The sequence below is a fragment of the Brevibacterium sp. genome, assembly GCF_031179145.1.
In the GTDB taxonomy this organism is placed as follows: domain Bacteria; phylum Actinomycetota; class Actinomycetes; order Actinomycetales; family Brevibacteriaceae; genus Brevibacterium.
This window is the reverse complement of the sequence record NZ_JAPSIB010000019.1, coordinates 26,694-48,752: the sequence shown is the minus strand read 5'-3', so window position 1 is coordinate 48,752 and position 22,059 is coordinate 26,694. Positions and strand designations below refer to the sequence as shown.

Sequence of the window (22,059 nt, the reverse complement as noted above, 5' to 3'; positions counted from 1 at the left end):
CTCGAGTGCCTTGAGATCGGTCATCAAGGACCGCTGCCCGCTCAGATCAGGTCGAGGATCGCCTCGGCGGCGGCATGCGAATCGCAGAGGGTCGTCGCGTTCGAGTTCGGGTTCGCGGCGATCGCCAGACCCCACTGGACGGATGAGAGCTGCAGGGACAGGGCGAAGCGCCGCGGGTGCGGGTTGCCCTCGGCATCGATCGTCCGATACGGGCGAGGAGTGACCGCAAGCCCGTTGAGCATCGTCTGCCTGCCATCGTCGAGTGTCAGGCGGGCGGCGGCGAGCTGACCGCGCTCGAGCATTCCGTTGATGAGGACGTCGGCGGCCCGGGTGACGGAGTTCGTCGGCGAGGCTGCGTCGATGACAACGCTGCCGGTGATCTCACCGGACACCGCCGCCGAGGTGACCCGGAAGACCTGCGGCAGGGTGTCCTCGGCGATGGACTCCGGCTCCTCGTTGGCGTCGATGCGCATATTGGGGCCGATGAAGCGGACGATGCCTGCCTCGGCGAGCGCCAGGAGCTCGGCGATGCGCTGAGGTGGGGGACCGTCGCAGATTCCGGAGACGAAGTTCTCGAACCAGCCGCAGATCTCCATGTCGACGCTGACGGGATCGATGTGGCCGGCGACGATGAGCTCCTTGAGCAGCAGGCGTGCCTGCCACAGCACCGTGAACAGGGCCTTCTCAGGGCTGCCCTCGGGCCCGGCCAGGGAGCTGTGCAGGTCAGTGCGGAGGAAGTCGACCATCCAATCGTGCAGCGAACCGGGGACACCGGGTTCGCGGGAGGAGAACTCGAGGCCGTCGAGTGGGTTGAGCAGCTGGTGGAGCGACTTCCGATGGGCAGGGTCGGGGACGAGAGTCTCCTCGATCTCCGCCCACGCCAGCGCCTCGTGGGTGACACGTCCGGGGCGAGCGGCCTCGGACGGGTGCTGTGCGGAACCCGCCTCGGCGTCGGGGTGGGTCTCCTGCCACGTACGCCGGGTCAGGTGCCGTGAGACCGCCTCGACGATCGCCTCGCGCAGCTGACCGGGATCGCCGTCGAACACCTCAGGCCGCAGTCGCGAGAGGGTGCGGTAGTAGGCGAAGCGGAGGTCGGCGAGGATGAGCGGCCACAGCTGGTCGTTGAACCGGGCATGGGCGCGGTGTCCCTCGTCGAGGTCATCGAGGTTGGCCAGGAGAGCGATGTTCTCCTTCGTGAAGAAGCGCAGAGGTTCGAATGACCTGGGATGCTCGCGGGTGATCGGCTTGCTGCGGTACGGGATTCCGCGCCGCGAGCCGAGGAACAGGCACGGTTCGGCCCCGCTGGGCAGATACCGGAGCTCGCCGGGAGCATCGGGTACGTACCGGCCGCCGCGTTCATGAGTGAACAGGGTCTGCAGATCGAAGTAGTTGAGCCCCATGCCGCGGACGATGACACGGCTGCCGGGGCGCACCTCGGCGACGGGGGCTTCGGCCGGCAGGCCCTGGGGGAGGTAGAGCCCGCCGGTGCGGTGGGCATAGGCGGCGAGCCGGGCGCGCTCCTCGTTCTGGGCGCTGGGAATGTGCCCGACGGCCAGGACGACTGCCGCGGCGACGATCGTGGTGCCGTCCTCGCACCGTACGACTTGGGCGGGCGGAGTGTCCGGGGTCTGCTCGGCGTGGCCGGGCACCTCGACGGGCGGCAGGTCGATGACGGATTCGACGCGGGTCGGATGTTCGACGATCTCGACGGAATCAGGGGCGCGGTCGCTGATCAGGGCATAGGCGTCGCGCAGGTAGCGGCCGTAGAGGCTGCGGCTGGGAAACGTCGCATCGACCGGTTCGGTGCCGCCCTGGGACCGGTACCACTCGGCCATGGACGGGCCGGTGGGTGCGGCGTCGGGACCGAGGAACTCACAGCTCGCGTCGGGGAAGATCGTCTGTTCCGCGATCGTCGTGTTCATCAGCAGGGACTCCGGCTGATCCGTGCGCCACACGATCCCTGCTCCGGGAGGATAGGGATCGATGAGGTGGACGACGATGTCCGGGCCGGTGGTGCGCTCGGCGGCGAGGGCGACGAGCCGTTCGAGGACGCTGAGTCCCCGAGGGCCTGCTCCGATGATCGCGACCGATTGGGGTTCGGCCCCGCTCACCCTTCGTCTCCGGTGCCGGGACCGGGGTAGCCGGGGAAGGGGTCGCCGGGCTTGTAGCCGTCGGGCAGGCATTTGCCTTCGGCGTTGGCCTGTCCGGGATTTTTCGCCGTCGATTCGTCCTCTTGCTCACCACCGGCGGTCTGGGCTCCCGCAGGAGCGTCAGCAGGAGACTCCTCCGTTGCTTGGTTGTCGGTGGTCTCACCTTCCACCGGCGCCTTCGTCTCACCGTCTGTGGGGCTCTTCTCCTCCGTCTGCGCGGAAGGCTTGGCCGTGGGCTCCGCGCCGTCGGAGGAATCACTGACCTGCTCGTCGATCCACTTGTGAAGCACATCGAAGTCGGGGTTGAACGTCGGAGTGACGTTGTTGTTGATCTGCACCGAGGTGACTGAGCCCTTCTTCATCTTGAGGGCGAGTTCGATGAAGGCCGGGATCTCGTTCTGCGGGATCGACGTCGCGATGTTCTTGGTCGCGGAGTTGGCCAGCTTCGGGTAGGCGACTGCGAGTTCCTGGGGATCGATCTGGTCGATCGTCGTCTTGATCATGCGCTGCTGGCGGCACATCCGGTCGTAGTTGTCCGCGCCCTGGCGGGAGCGCACGTACCACAGGGCCTTCTTGCCCTTGAGGGTCTGCTGACCGGGATCGATCCAGCCGTTGACCTTGTTGGGCATGCCGTTGATCGACTTGCCGCCGCCCATCGGGATCGGCCGTTCGACATCGATGTCCACTCCGCCGATCGCGTCGACGACGTCCTCGAATCCGGCCATGTCGACCGACGCCCAGTAGTCGAGGTCGAGGCCGAGGGAACCCTGCACCGCCTGCATCGTCGCGACCATGCCGGGGTCGAGCCCGTCGGTGGGTCCGACCGCGTCGGGGTTGGCCTCGGCCCATTCCCACACGGAGTTGATGAGGTCGACGGATGAGTCGCCCGAGGGACGGAAGCCGTCGGGCCATTGCTCCGCCAGGGGCGTGCCGTCGGGGAAGATCGGGAATGCGAGGTTCCTCGGCACGGAGACGAGGGCAGCATTGCCGGTGCGGGTGTCGATCGAGGCCACGAGCATGGTGTCAGGTCGAGTGCCGGTGCGTCCGGATCCGCTGTCGCGGCCCATGAGGAAGACATTGATGCGAGGCTGGTCGGCCCACAGGTCCTCTGCGGCTTTGACGGAGCCGGTGCTGCTGCCGAACAGGCTGGCCACGGTTTCGCTCTGGACCCGGGCGAAGACGGAGCCGACGCCGAAGGGGATGCCGACGATGAGAGCCAGGGACAGCACGAGGACGCCCGCGAGCTTGTTCTGCCAGGGAGTGTAACGGTTCCCCCTGCGCAGACCGAGGTGCGAGACGACGATGACAGCGACCCAGATCAGCCCGACGATGCCGACTCCGATGGCGATCACATTGAGCAGTGTCGGGTTGGACACGACGGTGCCGATCGCCTGGACCGGCCCCTTGATGAGGAGATAGCCGAGCACGGCGATGACGGTGATGGCGAAGCCTGCCAGCAAGACCCACCCGAGAGAGCGGAAGCGGGTGCGCAGGAGTCCGATGCCCGGCAGCAGCGCACTCAGCGAAGTCCAGCCGACGAGGCTGGGAAACGTCTCGCCGACCCGCGAGGAATGCCGGTGGACAGCAGTGGAAGCGGCGGCGGTCTCATGGTCGCCGGTCCCGTGCTTGTCGCCGGGGGTATGCGCCGAGGCGGTCGTAGCGGGGGTATCGCTGAAAGTGCGGGGCTGCGATTCCTGTGCAAAGTCCTCGGGTGGTCGATGGCCCGCGGCTGCGGGAGCGGCTGATCTCGGCGCCGAGGCGGCCGGTCCTTCGGTGCGCCCTGCGGATGCGGCATTGCTGGAGGATGTCGAGTCGCTGGTGGCCGAAGTGCCGTTGGCTGCAGCGCCGCCGCTGGCAGCGGCGCGCAGCATCCGCGCTTCGCGCCGTGTTCTCGGTGCGACGGGGCGCGGGGTCGGCGCCTTCTGTTCGGTGGTGGAGGAGTCGGTGCCCGAGGAGGGGGTCGAAGGCGTCGAGTCGTCGTCGCTCGCGGTGGACTCGCCGCGGAATCGGGGTCGAGAAGATGCCTTGAGACGGCGACCAGCAGCTCCGGACTGGGGATCATTCCCGGTCGGTCCGTGCTTGTCAGGTGGGATCTCTGGCAAGTTACTAACTCCTCAACGTTCACAGCTCACGGGGTGCTCGGTGCGCTTGACCACAAGCAGGTGAGATGACCTCCGATTGTCGTGGGCAACTCTCTCGGAAGAACAGACCGCAGAGCATTACGGATCGATTTTACGCCTGTAGATTGATGAATCCTGGATTTGCGGTGGACGCGGCCAGAAGAGGCGATCCGCGCCCCCGAAATCACGCGCGACGGCGGGTGCTGCAAAGACCATGGAGTGTGAGCAAGGCCATGCTGCAGAGCTGCGCTTTGCTCTTCTCGACTCTTTTCGCATAGGCTAGTGCGAGCAGTGCGAACTGCCGATTCGTCGGCCTCATCATCGAGTGCCATCGAGTTGATCCTGGAGTCGTGGCTGAGCGGCCGAAAGCGTCACCCTGCTAAGGTGAAGTCCCTTGAACTGGGGACCGTGGGTTCAAATCCCACCGGCTCCGCGTTGTGTGAGACCCCTGTCTGACCAGTAAATCACTGGGAAGGCGGGGGTCTCGTCATGTGTGGATTGTGCCCGGCGGGCACGCATTGGGCACAATTTGCTTCAACGCGGACAATCGCGCGGCTTCCATAGCATCCGCGACGATGTCGAGATCCGAGTCGAACAGATCGCTGTAGACGTCGAGCGTCATCGCCGCCGACTTGTGACCCAGCATCCGCTGCACGGCCTTGACGTGCGCACCGGACTGCACCGCCAGCGACGCCGCAGTGTGCCGCAGATCATGCGGAGTCACTTCGGGGATCTTCGAGTCGATCACCGCGGTGCGCCACCAAGAGCGCTTCGTCTCCGACGCCCGCGGCGACCGCGCGTAGCCACCCTTCCCGTCCGGGAACACGATCCCCGGCCTGATGTGGTCCTTGAGCTTGGTCGCGAGGAAGCGCGGCACCGGGACCGTCCGCAGCTCGTGAGTCTTGGGCGAGCCCACGACGATCTTCGACCCCACCTGCACGGCGTTGCGGTTGACGCTGATCCGACGACCCACCGTGTCGATGTCTGGCCCGTGCAGACCGGCCAGCTCACCCCAGCGCAGTCCCGTGTACGCCAGGACGTGGATGATCACCCCGCGCTCGCCTGCGGCGGCCGCGAAGTCGGCGACCTGCTGGTGGGTGAGGTAGACCCGCGCCTTCGGATCCTTCCGGGGTAACGCCACCTTCCCCACCCTGTTGATGGGCAGCAGGCGTTGGGACACCGCGTCGTCGAGGATCCCGTTGAGGATCGTCACGCACCTCGATGCCACCGAGTTCGACCGGCCCAGCGTCGACACCCAATCCTCGACATCCACGCGGTTGAGGTCCGCGATCGCAGTCTTGCCCCACCTCGGCTCCACGTGCGCCCACCACGTCGACCGCATCGTGTAGGCATACGACTCCTTCCAGTCCGACTGACGGCGAATCCACGCCGACCCCAGATCGCCGACCTTGACCCGGCCCAGCTCCTCGGGGATGAAAGTGCCCTGCTGCTTCGACACTTCCACGGTCGCCGCCCAGGCCTCGGCCTCACGTTTCGTCTTGAAGCCCCGCTTCTTCGTCTGCTTACCGTCAGGTTTCCGATAGCGCACCATGTAGCGCCTACCAGCGTCGGTTTCATACGCCACGGCCTTCGCCATGATCGGATCCTTCCTTGCCCGAAATTGGGCGCACTAGTCCGCCCCGCGCTCGCGGGCGGCGTTGATGTAGTCGAGAGCGATGAGCTGCTCAGTGGGGGAGAGGTGGTTGATGCGGTCGAGGAGGACGGGGACCGTGACCCAGAGGTCCTCGGCCCACTCGTGGAGGCTCCGCGCCCATATGCCGGTGTCGAAGAACGCTGAGGTGGTGATGAGACGTCGGGCGGCTTCGCGCCGCACGAGCAGCTCGGTGCGTGCGTCCTGGCAGGTGGTGTGTCGATTCTCGAGGTGGACGAGTTCGTGCTGCAGTGCGCATCGTCGCTGTGCCTGAGTCAGACCCGTCAGGATCCAGATGGTGTTGCGACCGTCGGTGGCCGCGTGCTTACGTCCCGGGAGGTGCGATCGCCAGCACACAACGACGTCGTCAAGCCGACTCAGAGTCCTCCACGGGTGTGGCATGGTACTCATGCAGTCGAACACTAGTTCGAATCATGGTCGGCGTCGAATTCACCCCGCCCGCCCGCCTCATCTCCCGTCATTGAACCGGGATCGGAAAGACGCCTTGCTCTGACTCAGTCCTCGTCGGGCTCGTAAGCGGCCATAGTGTCGATTTCCTCATCGGTCGCCGCATCGCCTCGGCGCTGCAGCTCCTCGATCCGAGCCATCTTCTCAGGCGAGATCCGACGGCGCTCGCCGATGTGGTGCACGTCGCCAGCGCCGTCGTCCTCTCCTGAGGTGGGATTATCTCGGTCGATAATCCCACCTGGAGCCGGCGTCCCGCCGGCTTCGCTAAGTGGGGTGGCTTCTGCATCGCCATCACCTACTTCCTCTCTCATTGCCGATATGGCAGCAAGGAGAATGCGCTTGTCCCGCGCAGACAGGTGCAGGTCGTTCGCGATCGCCTCGGTGGCGCCGGCAGTAGTGCGTTCCGGGTATTCGAGGTTGGTCGATCGGATGGCGGCCTCGACGATCACTCTCTCGGGTACGCGGATGAGGACCGCGAGATTCTTGAGAGTGTTCGTGCTGATCTGCTGCTGTTGCTCGCGCTTCAGATTGCTGATGTTCGACTTCGTGAGCCCCTTGAGGCCGAGCTCCTTGGCGCGCTCGCCGAGCTGGTTGAGTGACCAGCCGTTCTCGTGTTGAGCCGCGTCGATGACTCGACCTAGCGGGGTTCTTCCGTCGTTCACAGGGCACATCTTTCCGAGGCAAGTAACGTGCGGCAACCAGAGCGGGCACCGCGCAGACAGTATGACTGGACACTAGAAAGTCTAAGCATTCGGGGGACACGATGGGCGAAACCGCGCGGATGCAGGGGAGTGCATGAAAGAAAACAGTTGCGCAGTGGGCACCGGTATGAATATGATGTGTAGAAGAACTGGACACCTGGACAGAAGGACTGTATGGTTATGGCTACAACGAAGATCTATCAACTAGGAGGGATCTGGATGGAGCTGCGGGATCGCAAAAAGCTCGCCCGGCTCATGATCGTCCAGGGCGTCTCTCAGCGGCAGCTCGCTGAAGCTGCCGGCTGGAAGTCGCACAGCTACCTCGGTCGGCTCCTCAAGGGGACCGCAAAGACTCTCGACACCACGCCCGCCCTGCGGATCGCTCACTTTCTGCAGGTCGGCGTCGAGGATCTTTTTTTGACCCGAGTGGACAATCCAACTGAACAATCAGCCGGTGCAGCTGGTCGAAACAAGAAGACGGAGGCGGCGTGATGAACGGGTTCTACCGCGTCGACGACGACCTCCCGACCGATCCAGAGATGAGTGAAGCCCCCAGCAGTGGAGTGCCAGGGGCTTCGAGACACCAGAAAGGTGAACCAATGTCAGACACCAGTGTATCGCCGGTCAACGAGTTGCGGTACTTCGAATCTGCTGATCGTCGTGGCCGCCAAGAGCCACGAGCGGCGGCAGCGACGAATGCTCGCGCCGCGGTCAGGGAGTTGAGAGACCATCTCATGGATCTGCCGAACACGGACGCGAGAGGCGACCTACTGGAATGGGTCGCGTGTTATCTCAGCCTCCGTCTCCGGTGCGACGCTGCTCTCGGTGTCTTCGACGGCTATCTCCATGCCGTCATGGACCCAGATGTTGATCTCGCCACCATCGGAGAGCCGGAAGAAGGCCCAGGGCTGGAAGTCGTCCGGACTGCCTTCGACAAGCGGATCATCGCGGAACTCAAGGCGGTCGGCTTTCCTGATGACGTGGTTGGAACGTCGCAGGAGGCTATTCGTCACGGCGTGGCAATCGTACTCGGGGGCAAGGCTGTAGGTCTTACCGCCGTAATGGATGAGAACGCTCATAATTCTTCTCCCTCGGTGGGTGGTGGCCCGGGCGGTTGCTCGGACTGTGGGTGTGGTAACCGGAAGCCTACCGGGGGAGAGGCCGACACCGAGGGAGGTGCGGCCTGATGGCTACTCGCAACGTCGCCGCCGACGTCAATGCGTTCAAGGTCGCACAGAGACACCTGCGGGTCAGTCCCGGACCTAAGGGAACCCTCGTTCTCACAACGGTGCTCGGCAGCGGAGTATCTGGCGCGGCACCCATCTCCGGTGACGCACTGAAACGCGCCGTAGCCATGTACAGGCGCTCGCCGGGCATCCCGCGGACGAGGGCTCTCGGTTACGTGCAGCGAGGTGCAGCATGACTCTCTCGACGCTTCCGAGGACGAGGGTGTTCAAGCCCGCTGAGGCTGCCGCGTACATCGGTGTCCCGGCGAACACTCTCGCCTCCTGGCGGTACCTGGACCGAGGTGACGGCGGTGGCCGCTCGCCGAAGTGGATCAGGTCGAAGAACGGTGCATCTCAGAAATGCATCGGTTACCGCATCGAGGCCCTCGATGCGTGGCTCGCGGAAAGGGAAACGGAATGACCACTGATCACCAGGAACCGAAAACGGCACCGTCGCCGAGGGAGTCGCAGCGTTCGTTCGCGATCCGATCATCGGTGAACAAGGCCCTGCATCTGGCGCACGTGCTTAAGGAGTACCCCTCGGCCGATCAGGATGGGTATGGGCGTGAGCATCTGCAGCGCATCAGCACCGTGCTCATGGACACGAAGCGCAAGATCGATGAGATGGTGCGCGCGGAGCGGGCTCGCTTCCGCGACGACCTCCGTCCCGCACCCATGGCGTTGGATCTCAACGTGCCCGGCGCGGACCGCCCCGAAGATCCGTCGACGAAGATCGCGAATGCGGTCGCCGAGCATGATGCTCACCTTCGGGCGGCGAATCCGTTCAAAGCAGGGGGACCGACACCTGCTGATGTTGCTCGCATGGTCTCTGCCGCACAGCCGACGCAGGGTAAGGCGGTGCGGCGATGAACCCCTACCAGGTGCGCGGTGGAAACCCGTATGAGCAACCCTCCGCGGCAGAGCGCAGGGCGGAGATCGCCGAGCAGCGGGTCCGCATCGAGGACGTGTATGCGGCGAAGCAGTACGCGCAGCGTCGCGTGGAGACCCTGGCACGCGAGGTCGCGGGCCTGCCCCTCACGGAGCACTCGGACGCCGAGTCCCTGAAAACGATGACCGAGACCTTGATCCGCATCATCGACGATTCCGCGAACGCCCTGTCATTGCTCAGGTGCATCCAGGAAGTCGATGTGGTGGCGAAGCTCCGTGCTCGCCTGGCCGCCGACAACGAAGCGGCGGCCCTCTGAGTCGGGTGGGTCCCGGCGGACCACGTCCCGGGGCCTGCCCTTCCACCCGAACGTCCAGACATAGAAGTAACCCCCGGCGATTGCAGCGCCGAGGGTCGAGTAGATCGGACCGATCTTGGAAACCACTGTAACCGATAAGCCCACCCGACAGCACCCGCACGAGGTGTACTTCCTCCGCCGGGCCCTGTTCATCTACCTGCCGGTCCTCATCGTCGCCATGACCGTCTATTTCGTGTCGTTCGTTTTCACGGTCACCGCGAACGGACTCAGCGCGATCGCCGCTCTCGTCGTCGGATTCGTGGTCCTCCTCGCCTCAGTCGACGCGAAGGACCTGCCGTGACGCGCGGGCAGCGTGACGCGGTGATCGACGCCGTGAACGGATCCACACACGTTCACGGTGACGACCAGCGGCGCATCGAGGCCGCGATGCGCATGGTCGCCCGCGCGAACGACGGCTTCCTCGACCCGAACAAGGTCCGCGACGCCCTCACCAATCAGCACGGTCTCACCGTCGATCCTCGCGTCCTCTCGGCCCGGTATTCGGCGCTCGCGGGACGGAAGGTCATCAAACGCGCGGGCTCGATCCGGAACCTCGACGCCGCCGGTCGCAATCAGGGCAAACCGATGTGGCTGTACGAGGTCGTTGATGAGGCATGGCTCAACCAGGCCGCCGAGAGCCCGGCACCGGCGGTCCCGGAACGCTCGTACATGGAGTTCCTCAAGGCGAAGGCTGCGGTGTCCCCGCAGTCCGGGTTCGATGTCGCGATCGAGGATCTGCACCCGCGTCTGTTTGAGCATCAGAAGCTGCTCGTCCGCTGGGCACTGGCTGGCGGGTGCCGGGCCGTATTCGCGGCGTTCGGGATCGGGAAGTCGATCATCCAACTCGAGATCCTCCGCCAGATCAAGATCAGGCACGCAGGACCGGTCGCAATCGTCGCGCCCTTGGGTGTGCGTATCGAGTTCGCAAACGATGCAGAGAAGCTCGGCGTGGCCACACGGTTCATCCAGCGTGACGCCCAGGTTGATCCTGAGTTCGGTGGCATCTACCTCACGAACTACGAGTCCGTGCGCGACGGGAAGCTCACCCCAGGTCAGTTCACGGCCGTGTCTCTCGATGAGGCGTCGATCCTCCGTTCCTTCGGGTCGAAGACCTATCAGGAGTTCCTGCCACGCTTCGCCGGCGTCCGCTACCGCTTCGTCGCCACCGCCACGCCCAGCCCGAACCGGTACAAGGAGCTCATCCACTACGCCGGATTCTTGGGCGTCATGGATACGGGCCAGGCCCTGACGAGGTTCTTCCAGCGGGACTCGACGAAGGCGAACAACCTTCGGCTCTACCCGCACAAGGAACGCGAGTTCTGGCTGTGGCTCAACACGTGGGCGGCGTTCATCCAGACGCCGGCGGATCTCGGATGCGACGCCACCGGCTATGACCTTCCACCCCTCGAGGTGCATTGGCGCGAGGTCGAGATCTCTCTCGCAGACGACACCGTCGACCGGGACGGGCAGGGCCACATCTTCCGCAGTGCCGACCTGAGTATCAAGGATGCGGCGCGCGAGAAGCGGATCTCGCTCGAACCTCGCGTGGGTGAGGCGATGAGCATCATCTCCGACGCCGAGCTCGCGGGGGAGCAGTCGATTATCTGGTGCGACCTCAACGACGAGCAGGACCTTGTCGAGAAGGCTCTCGCCCATCACGGCATCACCTACTCCACGGTGCGCGGTTCGCAGTCGACTGACGAGGTGGAACGACAGCTCATGGCCTGGAAAGGCGGGGAGACTTCGGTGCTCGTGGGCAAGCCCGTGATGCTCGGGCAGGGCATGAACCTGCAGCAGGCGCGCACCGCCGTATTCGTCGGCGTGACCTACAAGTTCAACGACACGATCCAGGCGGTGCACCGCATCCACCGGTACGGGCAGACCCGCACCTGCCACGTACACCTCATCCATTCGAACGCTGAGACCGGCGTCGTCGCCGAGCTCAAGCGCAAATGGCAACAGCACGAGGAGCTGACTAGCACCATGACCGATGTCATCCAAGAACACGGCCTCGACCCTGAGGCGATCGCCCAGGCACTCGTGCGATCGATGGGCGTCGAGCGCATCGAAGCCTCCGGGGAGGGGTGGCTCGTCGCCAACAATGACTGCGTCGAAGAGACCCGAGGCATGCCGGAGAACGAGGTTGACCTCGTCGTCACCAGCATCCCGTTCTCGAACCACTACGAGTACACGCCCAGCTACAACGATTTCGGGCACACCGACGACAACGCGCACTTCTGGGAGCAGATGGACTTCCTCACCCCGGAGCTGCACCGGATACTCAAGCCCGGGCGCATCTACGCCTGCCACGTCAAGGACCGGATCCTCTTCGGGTCCGTCACCGGTGCCGGCGTCCCCACCGTCTCCCCGTTCCACGCCGAGGCTCTGCAGCACGGCATCAAGCACGGTTTCGACTACCTGGGCATGATCACCGTCGTAACCGACGTGGTGCGCGAGAACAACCAGACGTACCGCCTCGGCTACACGGAGATGCGCAAGGACGGCACGAAGATGGGCGCCGGCAGCCCCGAATACATCCTCCTGTTCCACAAGCCGCAGACGGACCGGACGCGAGGTTACGCCGACGAACCGGTGACCAAGACCGTCGAGGATTACTCGCTGGCCCGCTGGCAGGTCGACGCGCACGCCTTCTGGCGCTCGTCAGGCCAACGGCACCTCACCGCCGACGAGCTCGCCGCACTGCCGCCGGAACAGCTGTCCCGGTTGTTCACTCAGCAAACTCTCGCCGAGGTCTACGACTTCGAGACCCACATCAAGGTCGGGGAGGAACTCCACGGCGAAGGCAGACTCCCGTCGACGTTCATGGCCCTGGCGCCAGGATCCTGGCACCCGGACGTGTGGCATGACGTCAACCGCATGCTCACCCTCAACACGGAGCAGTCCCGCAAAGCTCAGACCATGCACGTGTGCCCGCTGCAGTTCGACATCGTCGACCGCCTCATCGAACGCTACTCCAACCCGGGTGACCTCGTGTTCGATCCCTTCGGCGGACTGTTCACCGTCCCACTCCGCGCACTCAAGCTCGGTCGCCGCGGACGCGCCGTCGAACTCAACAGCGGCTACTTCCTCGACGGCGTCAAGTACCTCGAAGCCGAGGAGCGCCAGAAGGAGATGCCCAGCCTCTTCGACCTCGAAATGAGTGAGACCGCATGAGCAAGTTCATCATCCGCGTCGACCGGGGTTTCAAGATGCCCGGCACGGGCTTCCTCCCAGCCACCGGCCCGTTCGCGAACCGAGTCTGGGACATCTACGAACAGACGACACCCGACAGCCCACCGAGATACCACTCGTTCGCGTGGACCGCCGAGCAGGCCTGGGACAACGTCAAGACCATCCTCCGCAACCGCGCGGGACTCGTAGCCAGGCCCGACCGCCCATACCGACCCATGACGCGCGAAACCGTCGCTGGCGCCATGGGCGTGACGAAGTGGGCGGACGCACTCAGGCTCGCCAACCCGACCGTGGGCGGCCACATCGTCGGCGAGGAGGACGTCTTCACCGCCGTGCGGAAGCAGCGCCTCACCGATCGCCTCGTCGATCACACGGAGACCGCCGATGTACGCGGACACGAAGCTGCGATCGCCGCGGCCGTCGACTACCTCGACACACACGACCTCATCAACTACGCGAACCTCGGAGGCGACCTCGTCCACGGGATCGCCGAACCTCAGGAGCAGCCGTGCTGAAATCCGCAGAGTCATTCCTCAAGATCACCACCACTTATCCCAGCGGCTCCGTCGACGTCCATGTGAAGAAGCAGCTGGTCGCCGCCTCGACAGCTTTCCGGAACCGCGTGACGAGACTCCAGGACGCGCGCACCAACCACGCCGTCGACCGGGAAACCCTCACCATCGACATCCCGGCCCACGGCCACACCGATTTCGCCCAGAGGCTCGAATACAGATCGGAGGCGCCATGCTGACTATGCCCGACTCAACGGCGGCGGACGTCGGATGGGATCTGTCTCTTCTCGATATGTTCTGCGGCGCCGGCGGGTCGTCTACCGGAGCACTCGATGTTCCGGGAGTGACGGTCAGGACCGCGATGAACCACTGGGACAAAGCCATCGAATCGCATGCCGCGAATCATCCCGGCGCTGACCACGTGCTCGCCGATGTCTCGCAGATCGACCCGAGGTACGTCCCCCAAACGGACATCCTCTGGGCCAGCCCCGAGTGCACCAACCACAGCCAGGCCAAGGGCAGGAAACGTGCTCTGCAAGCCGAATCGCTGTTCGATCGCCCGGACGAGGCAGCGGAACGCTCGCGGGCAACCATGTGGGATGTTCCGCGCTTCGCGGAGCACCACAAGTACCGGATCATCATCACCGAGAATGTCGTTGACGCCGCGATGTGGGTGATGTGGGACGCATGGCTGCACGCGATGGACAGCCTCGGCTACGACCATCACGTCGTCTACATCAACTCGATGCACGCCCAAGCCTACGGGCTGCCGGCGCCGCAGAGCCGTGACCGCATGTACGTCGTGTTCTGGCGCAAAGGCAACAAGGCACCCGACTTCGACAGGCTCCGGCCCCCGGCCTACTGCCACCAGTGCGATCAGATCGTCAGCGCAATGCAGGTGTTCAAGAAGGAGAAACAGTGGGGCCGCTACCGCACCCAGTACGTGTGGCGATGCCCCGCCTCATCCTGCCGGAACGCCGTGGTCGAACCCGGCTGGTTGCCGGCGTCCTCGATCATCGACTGGTCGGCGCCGATCACCCCGATCCGTGACCGCCCACTCAAGGAGTATTTCGACAAGTCCGGAACGAGCCTCGGATTCCATCACCTGGCGCCGAAGACCGAAGCCCGCGTCGCCGCCGGAGTCAGGAAGTTCTTCGACCCGTTCCTGACCCGTCACAACTCAGTCCGTGAAGGCGAGGACCCGGGACCACTGTCGACGCCGACCACCGAGGTGATGCGCACCCTCACCACCGCGGGCCATCAGTCGCTGATCGTCCCGGTCGAGGGTCGCGACGGGAAGACCACCCAGACTGCCTCGGCGCCGATGCGCACACAGACGACCCGCAACGAATCCGCACTCGTCATGGCGCCACCTCTGATCGTCAACAACGTCTCAGGCTCCGACTCCACCAGGTCGACAACCGTGCACGACCCGATCCCCACACTCGTCGCAGGCGGCACACACGCCAGCCTCCTCGTCCCCGCCGGAGGCACCTGGCACGAGAATGCACACCCTACGGCGGACCCGATGCGCACGATCACCACCACCGAATCTCACGGGCTGGCAGTCGCACCCTCGGCAGCGATCCTCGAAGCCGCAGGCAACACCTACGATGCCACCGACCCGAGACACCCCGGCCACGGCCGAGACGACGGCTACTACCGGATCTGGCCCGACAACGAACCACTCCGCACACTGCACACCACGGAGTCGAAAGCCGTCGTCATCCCGCTGCGCAACCACAACACGGCTAAACCCGTCACCTCGCCCCTCGACACGATCGCCGCGAACGGCAACCACCACGCGCTCGCCTCGATGGAGTCGATCGACTTCCGCGACTGTCTGTTCCGGATGCTCAGCCCGCACGAGATCAAGCTCGGGATGGCGTTCCCGGCTGACTACGTGCTCCTGGGAACGAAGCGCCAGCAGGTGAAGCTCGCGGGAAACGCGGTGACGCCACCGATCGCGCGGGATCTCATCCGCATCGCCGTGTCGTCTCTCATCGAAGAGGCGGCGTGATGGCTGACATGGATCAGGAGCTCGAGCTCATCACGAAGGACAAGCCGTGGCTGCACCCGGACCTGCCAGCTGAGTCGTGGTGGATTGTGACGTCCGAGGATAACGCCGCATGGGTGCTCAGCAGTTTCGGCCACCCGCCCATCAAGACGACGCTCATCAACTGCCTCTGCGTGGTCGGGTACGAGACAGGGTCGGCGATGTTCGCGGGACTCAACGGCGTGTTCGTCAATCCCGGGAAGGTCGCCCACGCCTACCAGGTGTTGCTTGTCCGAGCCGATGACCCGCACCGAGCCGCCTACGGCTATGACCAGGTCGACGTCGACGAGGCGTTCCGGAGGTCCTCGTGACCGTCGTCGAGATCGACAAGTGTCAGCGATGCCATCACTGCGCGGGCACCCTGCTCTCCTGCAGAGCCCTCGCGCGAGACCGCGGCGGCCGAGGCTGCTGTGAGCACTGTGAACACCCGCCGAGGGAAGTACCGAGAGAGGAAGGACCCAACGATGGGCCGAGGTAAGCGACACAGTCCCACGCATGACATGGAGAAGGAGCATCTGCTCAACCACGGGCCGACTCCGGAGCCGGTGAAGCGCATGGCAGCCGTCACGGTCGCTGAGCGCAACCGCACGCGCCCGGATGTCATCGCCGAGCTGCTCGACATTCTCGGTCTCTGGCCGGATGGTCACCAGCGGTTCCGCGCCGATGAGGGGGTGATGTGCGCATGAGAGCTCAAGGTGGGCATCTCGGTCCCGGGCCCAGCGTGCCCCCGGACTCCCGCGGCTACTTGCTGAGCCCGGGCGTGCACACGGTGGTCAACGACAACGGGTACCCCGTCCCGGTGCTGAATCTGGCTCAGGTGGCCCGCATGAGAGCCTGGACGCCGCCGAGGCCCGGGCGGAAGCGCCGCCGCGCCATCGCTGCCGTGGCGGTGGTGTTGCTCGTGGCTGTGCCTGTGGTGTCGACGGTTGTTGGTGCGGTGCAGTTCCGGCGCGAGTTCCGTGACCATCAGCTCTCGGGGGCGCGGTCGTGACTCCGAAGAGGCGGACGTGCCCGCACATCATGTGCGACTGCCCAGTGTTCGCGTGCCGGGCCTGCGGTGAGCGAGCGTTCGCGTGCACGGCCCGGAAGAACGCCCGCATCGGCTCATGCTGTGCCGGGTGCGATCACACGAAGGAGAAGACACTGTGAATCGCGCACTTCAAGAACTCGTGGACGCGTTCATGACCATGCCGATCCTCACCGACGCCGAGGTGCAGCTGCTACCCCTGGGCCGTCGCCGCGCAATCCGCGACCGTGAGCGTTTCCTCGAGCGCGTGAAGAACGACACCCGGAACGCTGCCGCCGCCCAGGACATGCTCATGCAGTCCTACCAGCGTGAGGGTGAGCGCGCTCGGCGCCGGCGCGAGGAGACGGAACGCATCGTCGCCGACATCAAGGCCACGCCGGTCGAGCCGGATCCGGATGGTCCGGAGAATCTGCGCCGCCTCGAAGCCGCGATCGCGCAAGAGCGAAGGGCCATAGGCGGATGAGCCGGTGGCTGGACAAAGCACTCATCATTCCCGCCCACGTCTGGGTGTGGATCATCGAGAGGAGAAGGAAGAAATGACGGAATTGCAGACGGTACTCACGGCCGTGGTGGTCTCGGTCCTGGTGTTCACAGTCGCGGACATGACCAGGAGGAGTCTACGGCGGCGCCGGTTCAGTCGCCTCCGCAAGGAGATCGAAGAGGTCGATCTGGATCAGATTCGCGCGGACATCAAAGTCCGCCGGCCCAGGCCAAACGTCGACGACGTGATGAAGGAGCAGAAGTGAGCAACAACGAGGACCAGACGGCTGAGGCAAGGATCGAGGGTGCGGTTCGTGAGCTCACTCAGGGATTGCAGAAGCTCATCTATGGCAGCCAGTTCGCGGTCGGTGCCGGTGGACCCGTCTCAGTGAACCTCACTCTCACCGATCACGCTGAGTCCGGTGACGGGCAGCTGATCATCACTGCCACTCCTGAGGGAACAATGCATCTGTGGGGTGCCGAGAGCAGGGTTGAGCGTGGTCCTGGATCCGGGCTGCCCACCAAACCGGGTGTGCCGTTCCGGGTGAAGGCGGCGGACGGTGGCACGAGCTACGCCTGTGCGACACCGGACGGGGCATACGTCGTGCAGGGCACGGTGCTCCGCGACCACGAGGTCCTGGAACGCTACGAGGTACTCACATGATCACTGCGCATGTGAACACTGAGGAGTTCCGGAAGGGTCTGACGGCGGTGAAACCGCACATCCCGACGGGGGAGGACTGGTTGGACCTGTCGGGCGCGCGGCTGACCTTCACCGATGTTGAGGTTCTGGTCTCGGCGACGAACCGGTTCACGGCCGCGATCGCTTCCGCGTCCGTGATGGACTCGGCTGGGTTGACGGGGGACCCGGAGACGGACACGTTCCAGCTTCCCGCGGTGGGTGTCACGGAGATCCTGTCCCTGTTCAAGCCTGCGAAGACACCGGTGGAGGAGATGGGGTCGACGCTGCGCATCGACATTGAACCCACCGGCAAGCTCCACACCATCGCCGGGGACGTGTCCACGATCGCCCGCATGATCGAGGCCCCGGACCCGGAACTGAAGCAGGCACTCAAGGATGCTCTCGGCGTCGAAGAGGGCGGGACCCCGGAGAAGCGGCCGGAGGAACCGGAACCGGAGTCGCCGGCGACGGTCACGTTCACCGACGTCACCGGTCTCTGGCCGGGCAAGGTCTACGAGATCCCCGCCGCACCCCACTCCCGGCCCCTCGCCCAGCTGCCGACGATCTTCCGCAAAGCCCTCGACAAAGGCCCCACGACACCCGGAGACCTCAACCTCTCCGGGCAGCTGTTGAAGTACTTCGCCCAATCCGCCGCGGCTTACGAGGGCCGCCTCACCCTGCAGCCCACGCATGAGGACAAGGTTCTTCTCGTCACCATCGGCGAGCAGTTCGTGGGTCTCCTCATGCCCGTGCGCATCGACCCCGAATCCGACGAGGCTGCAGCACTCGAATCCGTGCGGTCCACCTGGACCGACACTCTGACAGGAATGTGAAACCAACCATGGACACCCTGCCCAACAACCTCCACGCTGAAATCGCCACCGGGCGCCTCGGCGAAACCCCTGCACCCGGCACGGCTGGCTCCGGCATCAGCACCCAAATCCACTTCGCAGCCGACGCCATCGCCCACGCCCTCCTCGCGCTCGTCTACGAACAGCGCACTGCGAACGAGATCGCGTACATGAGGTGGATGACCGACCATGAGGCGCTTCTGCGACCAACCTGCACGGAAGACGAGGTCGTGTCCGCGAACCGGCGGATCCGCGCTCGCCTCGGCCGGACGGAGGAATCATGACCACGAAACTCACTACCGAAACATCAGCTGACGACCCGCATACCATCATCGTTACCGCCGATAACGGGACGCATACCAACGAGATCGGACGCATCATCAGCCACAACGGAGAACGAGGATTCCAACCCGCGATCTTCTCCACGTGGGGTCTGCGGCCAGATGTACTCCGCGCGCTCGCGGACCTCGTCGATGAGGCGGGTCTCTCGCCGGTCCGCCCCCATAACCCGTGGGCGACGGCCACGGAAATGATGACCATGTGGTTCGACGAGACACACTGGTACCCGTTCGTGGAGGACGAGAACTGCATGATCACCGGCCCTGGTCACCAGGACAAGCAGCTGTTCGTGGCGATGGTGAACAGGTTCGACAAGAACGCGGCCGGAGACGAGTCGATCGACGAGCTCAGCGCCGAGGACGTCTCGCACAAGTGGGTGACGATCATCGGAGACGAGGAGCCGATGTTCATGCCGTGCTCCAAGGAGACCGAGGGCGCAGTGCCGGTGACGTGCATCTGGGGTGTCCGATGAGCGCCTTGCTCTGGATTCTGCTTGTCGTCGCCTACGTGGTGCTCATGGGTGTGACGTTCTTCGGCCTGTCGGTTCTCTACTGGCTGGATCTCAGGGAGACGAGAGACATAACGGATGACATGGCCTGTTTCGTGATCTTCGGAGTCGCCTGGCCGCTGACGTGGTTGTTAGCCGTGGTGATTCTGGTGTGGGCGTTCATCGACACTCAGGCCGCACGCGTGGCAGCAGTCATCAAAGAGTCGTGGGCGGAGAAGGACAAGGAGGGCCATCGATGAACGATGCAGATCCAATCGACGAGCGGCAGACGCTACCCGCCCAGGACCTGCCCAGGTGCAAGCACTGTGGCCGCTCGATCGTCCGCTACTTCGCGGACTTCACGAACGGCTGGATTCACACCGACGGTCTCGTGTGGTGCCGCATGAGCATGGCCGCCCCGGAGGTCGAAGAGTCGCCGGCCCCGGCCGACAGCGATCAGGTGTTCGCCCGGGACGCGGACACAGGTGCCCTGCGCATCTACGAAATCCAGAGAGGAAGTGAGTCATGAGCCAGTTCATGCAGGACGTCGGGGCTGAGAGGCTGCGGCAGATCGAGAAGGGGTACACCCCCGAGCACGATGACGAGCACGGACCGCAGGGTCTCGTTGAGCTCGTGGACTCGAAGCTCATGTGGGCACGCAACGCGATCATGCTGCGGAAGAACAAGCCCGATGATCCCGAGGCCGCGAAAGCACGCACCTACCTGGTCGAGGCGACGGCGATGCTCGTCGCCGCCGGGCAAGCCCTGGACCGAGAGTCGGAGGACGACGATGAGTGAGCAGGAGTGCCGTGAATGCGGCGGACTCAGGGGCTGGCACATGATGGAGTGCTCGATCGGGAGAGGCCCGGAACTCACGTCCCCGCCAGTCTTCCAGAGGACGGACCCTGTTGTGGTGACGTTCACGAAGGAGCAGATCATCCGCTGCTTGACGGCGTTCGTCCCGCCGGACCTCGCTGACCAGGCCGAGGAGATCGCTCGCCGTGAGGTCGTCAAGATCGAGGGCTCAGCCCAAGCCGCCGTCCTGGGCGACTTCGCGGACCGGCTGGGCCGGATCCCGAACGAGCACCTGCTCTGGCTCACCGGCAAGAAAGCCCGGGACGAGATCGCAACGGCGGCGAGGAACTGGGCGACGTTCCGAGCCGACTTCCCACTCTTTGATCCGCCGACAGGAGGCAACTGATGTTCGACAAGTTGAAAGGCATGACGGAGATCGTCATCCGAAACGCGGTCCTGCGCGGTCAGGCGCGTGGCCTCGGCCTCACCCCTGACGAACTCAACGATGCGACCGAAGCTGCGCTGACGCTCGTCACTGTGGGTGCCGGAGTCGCTGACATCCGCCAGCTCGCCATGCTGTGGGCGAGCGGGTCCATCGACCCGCAGCTCGGCACCCGACATAGGGATCTGGACGTGCTGACCGAACGGGTCGAAGACGTGCACTACAGAGTGGAGTCGATGCACCAAATGCACGGCACCCAGTGCGTCTGTGGATTTGAGTCATTGGTCTCCCGCTACCGCACCCAGCACATTGTCACCGAGACCCTGATCGAAGCAGGACTCGAAAAGAGGGCCACCGATGGCTGAGCAGATGATCGTCCACGAGCCGGGCGACCGGTACATCACCCTCAACAGCGAGGGCCGCGCCACCATTTGGGTGATCCAGAGTGATGGACGACCGAAACCGGAGGGCCAGGCTCCGGAGTCGATGACCGAGCCGGAGCTGCAAGACATGCTCGCCCGAACGATCGCCAAGGCGCAGGACGCCGACTACTGGGCCGACGACATTGTGCAGTGGGAACAGCAGCAGGACTGGGAGCGTGAAGCGTACACGGGCGAGTACCCGTCCATGGCCTACGAAGACCGCGAGAACTATCGGAAAGTCGCGCAGGCCGTCATCGACGAGTACCAGCTGTCGATGGGGACGTTGACGAATCTCGATCGCACTGTCCGAGCACATCTCATCAGCGGGCGAGTGGAGGAGCGATGAATCCCGACTGCAGAGACGGAAAGCACCGGGCCTGCGACGGATCCGGCTGGGACACCACCACCGACGCTCCGACCACCTGCCGATGCCCCTGCCACACCAAGGAGAAATAATGTCCTGGGACGAGAAGGCACTCACTGAGGGTGAGATGCGGTTCATCAACGGGAATACCTCGATCTCTACCTGGAACGATCAGGCGAGGCAAGAGGTGCTCGCGCAAACCCTCGCAGACGGTGCCCGCTGGCAGCGCGAGCAACTGCAGTCCGACGAGTCGGTGAAACGGCTGGCGGATTTCCTCCACGACGAGGACCACGGGGAAACCCTGACCCACCACGAGAAGGTGTGTACCCGGCTCGAAGGCGACTGCGGTCGCCGGGAATCCTACGAGCGGACCGCACTCGGCGCGCTCAGAGCAGTGGTGGGGGAGTCGTGAGCGACAAGCGAACCGTCACATACGAAATCGACATGCGCCCATTTCTCGACTCGTTGCGAGAGCTGACGGAAGCCATTCGACGGCTCCAAATTCCTCGGGGGCTTCTGCAACCGATTGAACCGCAGGGCTGGGATGTCACCTGCACCCTGTGCGGGGGCGCGTACCGGGTGAAACTGGCTCGACTGTCCGAACGCAGGATCTGCCCGGACTGCATGGCGGCGCTGCAGGGCATCGCTGACCACTGGGACGGGCGCGGCGCGGACATCGCGCCACTCATCGACCGATCCCGCTGGTGGCCGCCGAGAACCGCGATCCGTTACGGCCGCCCATGGCAGGAGCACGTGCGAGACCGGAAGTTGCTCGACGATCAACCCCGCGTCGGCAAACACAGCCACGCCAGCCGGCACGCGGCCGTCGACTACGACCGAGGCTGGATCA

The 22,059-nt window shown here is 64.7% G+C and carries 31 protein-coding genes and 1 tRNA gene; 27 read left to right on the top strand and 5 right to left on the bottom strand.

All coding sequences use genetic code 11. The annotated features are described in order from the left end of the window. Window positions 1-41: 41 nt before the first annotated feature. Together RIT73_RS13895 and RIT73_RS13890 are read right to left on the bottom strand one after the other, a co-directional pair. Window positions 42-2,111, bottom strand: a complete 2,070-nt coding sequence (locus RIT73_RS13895; protein ID WP_309132684.1) for an FAD/NAD(P)-binding protein — start codon at window positions 2,109-2,111, stop codon at window positions 42-44. Next, the gene (locus tag RIT73_RS13890; protein WP_309132683.1) at window positions 2,108-4,252 is read right to left on the bottom strand and encodes an LCP family protein; all 2,145 of its coding nucleotides are present in this window, start codon (window positions 4,250-4,252) and stop codon (window positions 2,108-2,110) included. Before RIT73_RS13890 ends, RIT73_RS13895 begins: the two co-directional genes overlap by 4 nt. 362 nt (window positions 4,253-4,614) lie before the next feature. On the opposite strand from RIT73_RS13890, the gene RIT73_RS13885 reads away from it, so the two are divergent. Continuing rightward, window positions 4,615-4,703, top strand: a tRNA-Ser gene (locus RIT73_RS13885). A 54-nt stretch (window positions 4,704-4,757) separates the two neighbouring features. On the opposite strand, the gene RIT73_RS13880 is transcribed toward RIT73_RS13885, so the two are convergent. The 3 genes from RIT73_RS13880 to RIT73_RS13870 all read right to left on the bottom strand — a co-directional run bounded on the left by RIT73_RS13880 (window position 4,758) and on the right by RIT73_RS13870 (window position 7,051). After that, window positions 4,758-5,867, bottom strand: coding sequence for a site-specific integrase (locus RIT73_RS13880; RefSeq protein WP_309132682.1), 1,110 nt, complete (start codon window positions 5,865-5,867; stop codon window positions 4,758-4,760). Between the two features lie 33 nt (window positions 5,868-5,900). After that, a complete protein-coding gene (locus RIT73_RS13875) occupies window positions 5,901-6,332 on the bottom strand; it encodes an ImmA/IrrE family metallo-endopeptidase (RefSeq protein WP_309132681.1) in 432 nt (143 codons plus the stop codon). Window positions 6,333-6,436: 104 nt separating this feature from the next. Beyond that, window positions 6,437-7,051 (bottom strand): hypothetical protein, encoded by a 615-nt coding sequence (locus RIT73_RS13870; RefSeq protein ID WP_309132680.1) that lies wholly within the window; start codon window positions 7,049-7,051, stop codon window positions 6,437-6,439. 219 nt (window positions 7,052-7,270) lie between these two features. Here RIT73_RS13870 and RIT73_RS13865 point away from each other — a divergent pair, with 219 nt between their 5' ends. From RIT73_RS13865 to RIT73_RS13740, 26 genes are all read left to right on the top strand, one after another. Continuing rightward, window positions 7,271-7,582 carry a helix-turn-helix transcriptional regulator gene (locus RIT73_RS13865; protein ID WP_309132679.1) on the top strand — a complete coding sequence of 104 codons (312 nt, stop codon included), beginning with the start codon at window positions 7,271-7,273 and terminating at the stop codon, window positions 7,580-7,582. After that, window positions 7,582-8,277 (top strand): hypothetical protein, encoded by a 696-nt coding sequence (locus RIT73_RS13860; RefSeq protein ID WP_309132678.1) that lies wholly within the window; start codon window positions 7,582-7,584, stop codon window positions 8,275-8,277. Before RIT73_RS13865 ends, RIT73_RS13860 begins: the two co-directional genes overlap by 1 nt. After that, a complete protein-coding gene (locus tag RIT73_RS13855; protein WP_309132677.1) occupies window positions 8,277-8,513 on the top strand; it encodes a hypothetical protein in 237 nt (78 codons plus the stop codon). Before RIT73_RS13860 ends, RIT73_RS13855 begins: the two co-directional genes overlap by 1 nt. Window positions 8,514-8,733: 220 nt before the next feature. After that, entirely contained in the window at window positions 8,734-9,186 is a 453-nt protein-coding gene (locus RIT73_RS13850; protein ID WP_309132676.1) for a hypothetical protein, read from the top strand. Continuing rightward, window positions 9,183-9,521, top strand: coding sequence for a hypothetical protein (locus RIT73_RS13845; protein WP_309132675.1), 339 nt, complete (start codon window positions 9,183-9,185; stop codon window positions 9,519-9,521). Before RIT73_RS13850 ends, RIT73_RS13845 begins: the two co-directional genes overlap by 4 nt. Before the next feature lie 115 nt (window positions 9,522-9,636). Further along, window positions 9,637-9,861, top strand: a complete 225-nt coding sequence (locus RIT73_RS13840) for a hypothetical protein (RefSeq protein WP_309132674.1) — start codon at window positions 9,637-9,639, stop codon at window positions 9,859-9,861. Beyond that, the gene (locus RIT73_RS13835) at window positions 9,858-12,734 is read left to right on the top strand and encodes a DNA methyltransferase (RefSeq protein WP_309132673.1); all 2,877 of its coding nucleotides are present in this window, start codon (window positions 9,858-9,860) and stop codon (window positions 12,732-12,734) included. Before RIT73_RS13840 ends, RIT73_RS13835 begins: the two co-directional genes overlap by 4 nt. Then, window positions 12,731-13,267, top strand: coding sequence for a hypothetical protein (locus RIT73_RS13830; protein ID WP_309132672.1), 537 nt, complete (start codon window positions 12,731-12,733; stop codon window positions 13,265-13,267). Before RIT73_RS13835 ends, RIT73_RS13830 begins: the two co-directional genes overlap by 4 nt. Continuing rightward, window positions 13,261-13,503, top strand: a complete 243-nt coding sequence (locus tag RIT73_RS13825; RefSeq protein WP_309132671.1) for a hypothetical protein — start codon at window positions 13,261-13,263, stop codon at window positions 13,501-13,503. Before RIT73_RS13830 ends, RIT73_RS13825 begins: the two co-directional genes overlap by 7 nt. Further along, complete coding sequence (locus tag RIT73_RS13820; RefSeq protein WP_309132670.1) at window positions 13,497-15,284, top strand: DNA cytosine methyltransferase; 1,788 nt, start codon at window positions 13,497-13,499, stop codon at window positions 15,282-15,284. The genes RIT73_RS13825 and RIT73_RS13820 overlap by 7 nt, the downstream gene beginning before the upstream one ends. Beyond that, window positions 15,284-15,631 carry a hypothetical protein gene (locus tag RIT73_RS13815; RefSeq protein ID WP_309132669.1) on the top strand — a complete coding sequence of 116 codons (348 nt, stop codon included), beginning with the start codon at window positions 15,284-15,286 and terminating at the stop codon, window positions 15,629-15,631. Before RIT73_RS13820 ends, RIT73_RS13815 begins: the two co-directional genes overlap by 1 nt. A 153-nt stretch (window positions 15,632-15,784) precedes the next feature. Next, on the top strand, window positions 15,785-16,006 hold the full coding sequence (locus tag RIT73_RS13810; RefSeq protein ID WP_309132668.1) for a hypothetical protein: 222 nt from the start codon (window positions 15,785-15,787) through the stop codon (window positions 16,004-16,006). Next, window positions 16,003-16,311, top strand: a complete 309-nt coding sequence (locus tag RIT73_RS13805) for a hypothetical protein (RefSeq protein WP_309132667.1) — start codon at window positions 16,003-16,005, stop codon at window positions 16,309-16,311. The genes RIT73_RS13810 and RIT73_RS13805 overlap by 4 nt, the downstream gene beginning before the upstream one ends. Before the next feature lie 154 nt (window positions 16,312-16,465). After that, window positions 16,466-16,810 (top strand): hypothetical protein, encoded by a 345-nt coding sequence (locus RIT73_RS13800; protein ID WP_309132666.1) that lies wholly within the window; start codon window positions 16,466-16,468, stop codon window positions 16,808-16,810. Window positions 16,811-16,892: 82 nt separating this feature from the next. Further along, entirely contained in the window at window positions 16,893-17,093 is a 201-nt protein-coding gene (locus tag RIT73_RS13795; protein ID WP_309132665.1) for a hypothetical protein, read from the top strand. Continuing rightward, complete coding sequence (locus RIT73_RS13790) at window positions 17,090-17,491, top strand: hypothetical protein (RefSeq protein WP_309132664.1); 402 nt, start codon at window positions 17,090-17,092, stop codon at window positions 17,489-17,491. The genes RIT73_RS13795 and RIT73_RS13790 overlap by 4 nt, the downstream gene beginning before the upstream one ends. Beyond that, window positions 17,488-18,342: a hypothetical protein gene (locus RIT73_RS13785; protein ID WP_309132663.1), complete on the top strand. Its 855-nt coding sequence runs from the start codon at window positions 17,488-17,490 to the stop codon at window positions 18,340-18,342. Before RIT73_RS13790 ends, RIT73_RS13785 begins: the two co-directional genes overlap by 4 nt. A gap of 8 nt (window positions 18,343-18,350) precedes the next feature. Beyond that, complete coding sequence (locus RIT73_RS13780; protein WP_309132662.1) at window positions 18,351-18,644, top strand: hypothetical protein; 294 nt, start codon at window positions 18,351-18,353, stop codon at window positions 18,642-18,644. After that, window positions 18,641-19,171 (top strand): hypothetical protein, encoded by a 531-nt coding sequence (locus tag RIT73_RS13775; RefSeq protein ID WP_309132661.1) that lies wholly within the window; start codon window positions 18,641-18,643, stop codon window positions 19,169-19,171. Before RIT73_RS13780 ends, RIT73_RS13775 begins: the two co-directional genes overlap by 4 nt. Next, window positions 19,168-19,446: a hypothetical protein gene (locus tag RIT73_RS13770; RefSeq protein ID WP_309132660.1), complete on the top strand. Its 279-nt coding sequence runs from the start codon at window positions 19,168-19,170 to the stop codon at window positions 19,444-19,446. Before RIT73_RS13775 ends, RIT73_RS13770 begins: the two co-directional genes overlap by 4 nt. Further along, complete coding sequence (locus RIT73_RS13765; protein WP_309132659.1) at window positions 19,443-19,715, top strand: hypothetical protein; 273 nt, start codon at window positions 19,443-19,445, stop codon at window positions 19,713-19,715. The genes RIT73_RS13770 and RIT73_RS13765 overlap by 4 nt, the downstream gene beginning before the upstream one ends. Beyond that, entirely contained in the window at window positions 19,712-19,984 is a 273-nt protein-coding gene (locus tag RIT73_RS13760) for a hypothetical protein (protein WP_309132658.1), read from the top strand. Before RIT73_RS13765 ends, RIT73_RS13760 begins: the two co-directional genes overlap by 4 nt. 115 nt (window positions 19,985-20,099) lie before the next feature. Further along, window positions 20,100-20,387 carry a hypothetical protein gene (locus RIT73_RS13755; RefSeq protein WP_309132657.1) on the top strand — a complete coding sequence of 96 codons (288 nt, stop codon included), beginning with the start codon at window positions 20,100-20,102 and terminating at the stop codon, window positions 20,385-20,387. Continuing rightward, a complete protein-coding gene (locus tag RIT73_RS13750) occupies window positions 20,387-20,788 on the top strand; it encodes a hypothetical protein (protein ID WP_309132656.1) in 402 nt (133 codons plus the stop codon). Before RIT73_RS13755 ends, RIT73_RS13750 begins: the two co-directional genes overlap by 1 nt. Then, window positions 20,781-21,191 carry a hypothetical protein gene (locus RIT73_RS13745; protein ID WP_309132655.1) on the top strand — a complete coding sequence of 137 codons (411 nt, stop codon included), beginning with the start codon at window positions 20,781-20,783 and terminating at the stop codon, window positions 21,189-21,191. Before RIT73_RS13750 ends, RIT73_RS13745 begins: the two co-directional genes overlap by 8 nt. Before the next feature lie 109 nt (window positions 21,192-21,300). Further along, window positions 21,301-21,621 (top strand): hypothetical protein, encoded by a 321-nt coding sequence (locus tag RIT73_RS13740; protein ID WP_309132654.1) that lies wholly within the window; start codon window positions 21,301-21,303, stop codon window positions 21,619-21,621. Window positions 21,622-22,059 lie beyond the last annotated feature (438 nt).